Here is a 4,234-nt window from a genome sequence, read left to right on the forward strand (position 1 = left end):
GACGACGAGCCCGAAGACCATCGTCGAGACGCGGATGTCGTAGTTCCGGACGTGCCCGAGCTCGTGCGCCATGACGCCCTCGAGTTCCTGGTCGTCCATGATCCCGAGCAGTCCCGTGGTCGCGGCGACGACGGCGTGCTCGGGGTCGCGCCCGGTCGCGAAGGCGTTCGGGGACGGATCGTCGACCACGTACACCCGGGGCATGGGCATGCCCGTCGCGATCGCGAGGTTCTCGACCGTCCGCCACAGCCGGGGTTCGGTCGTCCGGTCGATCTCGACGCCGCCCGCGATGGCCGTGGCCTGGCGAGCGGCGGTGAAGTACTGCAGCACCGCGTACCCGATCGCCACGACGAGCACGATGACACCGATGGAGACGTTGCCCGCGAGGTACCCGCCGAGGAACCCGAGGGCGCCGACGAGCAGCAGGAAGACCAGGACGATCAGGACGGTGTTGCGCTTGTTCTGCGCGATCGCGCGGTACACGGCCGGGCGCTGCGGTCGGTCGTCCGGGTCAGAACTGGACGCGCGGGGGCTCGGCGATCGCCGCCGGTTCCGCGGTCTCGAAGAACGACGCCTCGGTGAAGCCCCGGTTCTTCGCGAAGGCGGAGTTCGGGAAGACGCGGATCTTCGTGTTCAGCTCACGGACCCCGCCGTTGTAGAAGCGGCGGGCGGACTGGATCTTGTCCTCGGTGTCGACCAGTTCCGACTGCAGCTGCAGGAAGTTCTGGCTCGACTGGAGCTGCGGGTAGCCCTCGGCGACCGCGAACACGCTCTTGAGGGCCTTCTGCATGTGGCCCTCGGCAGCGGAGGCGGCATTCGCGTCGCCGGCGCTGAGGGTCTCGGCGCGCGCGGCGGTCACGTCCGTGAAGACCGCTTTCTCGTGGGCGGCGTAGCCCTTGACCGTGTCGACGATGGTCGGGATGAGGTCGGCTCGCCGCTTGAGCTGCACCGAGATGTCGCTCCAGGCCTCGTCGACCCGGACCTTCAGCGTGACGAGCGAGTTGTACGTCACCCAGAGGTAGATCCCGATGACCACGAGGACGACCACCACCACTCCGACGACGATCAGCGTCGTGATGAGTCCGGTGTCCATGCGGGCGTACTCCTTTGCGCGTCGGGAACCGCGCGGTGACCGCGGTCGGGCTGGTCCGGGCGACGGGGACGACCGGGAACGGCCGTTCGGCGGTCGCGCGGGACCACCGCAGAGTCTACCGACGCTCAGCACCCGTCCGAGTCCCGCTTGCTGGTTCACGGGCGATTCCCGAGTCGCGCACACCGGGCGTTCGGGCTCGGCCCGCGCCCACGGGATCATCCGCGAGGCGGATTGACCAACGAGCCGTCTTCGCGTGGGATGGGACCGGTGAACACGCCCGGGGAGAACGTGGAGCGGGCCGTCGGGGGCGACGGCCCCGTCCGGCGTCCCCCGACGGCGGCGGCCCGCCGGAAGCGGACCGTGATCGTCTCGACCACGCTGGCGGTCGCGGCGGTCCTCGCCGGTTTCGTGATCGCGCCAGCAGCGAGCGCCGCCACCACGCCGAGCACCGCCACGCCGGGCGCCGGCTCCGCGACGGTGAGCACCACGACCGCACGGGATGCCGCCACCGCCGCACAGCGCAGCACGACGACCGCGGACGAGGGCGGCGGCGACGGCGACTTCCTGCCCGGCGCGACGCCGGACCCGTCGGACACCCCCACGGGCCCGGTCTTCGGCCACCCGACGCCCACGAACCCGCCCTCGTCCACCCCGCCGGTCGCGCCGACCATCGCCGACCCGGGCGACATCACCACCGGCACGGCCCGGTTCCACGGGACCGGGACACCGGGCCACCACGTGCGCGTGGCCTCCGGCCGGGCAGTCTCCTGCTCCACCGTCGTCGGTCGCGACGGGACGTGGGCATGCCTCGGGACGGTGACCTCCGGCCCTGCCCAGGTGTTCACCGCGACCGACACCGATGCGCCGTCCCTCGGTTCCGCCGCCGCCCCATCCTCCGACGTCATCACCCCGCCGACGCTCGCGACCACGGGGACGTCGAACGGCACCGTCGCCGGTGACGGCCGGGCCGGAGCACGGGTCACGGTGAGCGCTGCCGGGTCCTCGGCCGAGTGGGACGCCACCGTCGGCGCCGACGGCCGCTGGACCGTGTCGCTCCCCCGGAGCGTCCGCGACGGTCGCCTCGAACTCGTCGCGAGCCAGACCGCGAGCACCGCGACCGGCTACCGTTCCGACCTCCGGAGCGCGGTCTCCGCCCCGCGGACGCTGACGCTCGACCGCACCGACCCGGCCGCCCCGCGCATCCTCGACCCGGGCGCCGGCGACCGGGTCCGGACGCAACCCCTGGTGGTGTCCGGCTCCGGCGAGCCCCGCGCCGTGGTCACGGTGGCGGTCGATCGTTCCCCCGTGTGCATCGCGACGGTGTCCGCCGACGGCACGTGGGCGTGCTCGACGGCGCGCTCCGTCGTCCGGCCGGGCGCCCACTCCCTCACGGCGCTGCAACGTGACGCCGCAGGGAACACCTCGCGGTCGTCGACCCCGGTCGCGGTCGTCGTGACCGTCGCGTCCGCGGGGCCCACGGCGACGACGGGCAGCGGGACCGGGACACCCGGGCCGATCACCGGCGCCGGGACCACCACGGGAGCCGCGAGCGGCCACGGACCGGACGGCAGCGAGCCGTCCGGCACCGGTCCCGCCGGCGGGAGTTCCGACGGCGGTCACGACGGCTCGACGACCGGTGGTGCCGCTGCGGGCTCGTCCGGCTCGGGTCCGAACGCCGGCGCGTCGGGCGGCCGTGGCCTGGACTGGTCGGGGCCCGCTGGCGACTGGAGCGCCCGCACCGCCTACGACCAGGCCGTCCCGACCATCCAGTCGGTGTTCTCCTGGCGAACGGTCGTGATCGCGACCGCGGTCGCCGCGGGCTTCCTCGTCCTCATCGCTGCGCCGCTCGCGGTCGTCGCCGGGGTGGCACGCGGGCGCATCCGATCGCCGTTCGCTGCGCTCCTCGGCCGCAACCGCCCCCGCACCGGGCGTTCCGGCGCCGAGGACGCCCTGCCGACCTGGGTCTCCGTCGTGTCCTCCGTGACCATCGCCACGCTGTGCACGGTGCTCGGGACCGGGATCTCGCTCGAGGCCCGCTACGTCCGACTCGCGGTCGCGGTGGCCGTCGGCTCAGCGCTGCTCACCGCGGCGTTCGTGCTCGCCACCCGCTGGGCTGCCGGTCACGACCGGCACCTCGTCGGTCACCGCGTGTCGCCCGTGCTCGTGCTGGCCGCCCTCGTCGCGTGCGCGCTGACCCGCGCGGGGGACCTCTCCCCCGCCCTCGTCGTCGGCGTCGTCCTCGTGCCCACGGGTCGAGCGGACCTCGGCACCGGACCGATGCGTCTCGGCTCGGAGGTCGCGGGCCGTCTCCGTGGTGCCACGTGGCGGTCGGCGGCGTTGCTCGTGCTCGCCGTCGCCGGGTGGGGTGTGCACAGCGTCGCGGGTCGTGGCGGCTTCTGGACGTCGCTCGTCTCGGACGTCGCGATCACCCTGTGCGTCGGTGGCCTCGGTGCCGCCGTCGTGTCGCTCCTGCCGTTCACGGGGTCGGCGGGCGCCGCGCTGCTCGCCGGGGCGCGCGGCCGGTACGCCGCGCTCGTCCTGGTCGCCACCGCGCTCGCGGCCGCCGTGTACTCCGGTAGCACGGGCACCCACGTCGCCCCGGCCGCGTGGGTCGTCGCCGTCGTCCTGAGCATCGCCGCCGCCGTGGCCGCTCGCCTGTGGGCCCGCGCGGACGCCACCGCGCCGTCGTGACGCGCGGCGCTGCGGCGCTCCGGCGCTCGGCGTCCTGACGCCCGCGCATCCCCGGCGCACGCCTCGGCGCCGTCCTGACGCCGGGGGACCACCGCGGATACGCTGACGATCGGTGTGCGAACGCACGAGGAACGTCCAGGGAGCGACGATGACCGACACCCATTCCGACTACGACCCGACGCGCTTCCGGGAGGTCTTCGAGGGCAGCTACACCTACGCGAACGGCTTCGCACGGAACCGGCACCGCTTCGCGAACCGCCCGGCCCTCCGCGACCCGGACACCGACCGCTCCTGGACCTACGCCGAGCTCGGCGACGCCGTCGACCGCGTCGGCGGGTGGCTCCTCCGCCACGGCGCGACGACCGGGTCGGTCGTCATGGTCGAGCTCTTCAACGGCCCCGAGTTCGCCATCACCTACCTCGCGTGCCACCGCATCGGCGCGGTCTCTCG

At 74.1% G+C, this 4,234-nt stretch carries 4 protein-coding genes; 2 read left to right on the forward strand and 2 right to left on the reverse strand.

The genetic code is table 11. The annotated features are described in order from the left end of the window. Together I59_RS08705 and I59_RS08710 are read right to left on the reverse strand one after the other, a co-directional pair. On the reverse strand, positions 1 to 483 hold a 483-nt coding region (locus I59_RS08705), incomplete at its 3' end, for a M48 family metalloprotease (protein WP_022903540.1). A 28-nt stretch (positions 484 to 511) separates the two neighbouring features. Then, positions 512 to 1,078 (reverse strand): LemA family protein, encoded by a 567-nt coding sequence (locus I59_RS08710; protein ID WP_148286145.1) that lies wholly within the window; start codon positions 1,076 to 1,078, stop codon positions 512 to 514. Between the two features lie 282 nt (positions 1,079 to 1,360). On the opposite strand from I59_RS08710, the gene I59_RS08725 reads away from it, so the two are divergent. Then, positions 1,361 to 3,784, forward strand: a complete 2,424-nt coding sequence (locus I59_RS08725; protein WP_148286144.1) for an Ig-like domain-containing protein — start codon at positions 1,361 to 1,363, stop codon at positions 3,782 to 3,784. A gap of 148 nt (positions 3,785 to 3,932) precedes the next feature. Next, a partial coding sequence (locus I59_RS08730) for an AMP-binding protein (protein WP_031273427.1) occupies positions 3,933 to 4,234 on the forward strand: 302 nt, incomplete at its 3' end.

It is taken from the genome of Curtobacterium sp. B8 (genome assembly GCF_000333315.1).
Classification (GTDB): domain Bacteria; phylum Actinomycetota; class Actinomycetes; order Actinomycetales; family Microbacteriaceae; genus Curtobacterium; species Curtobacterium luteum.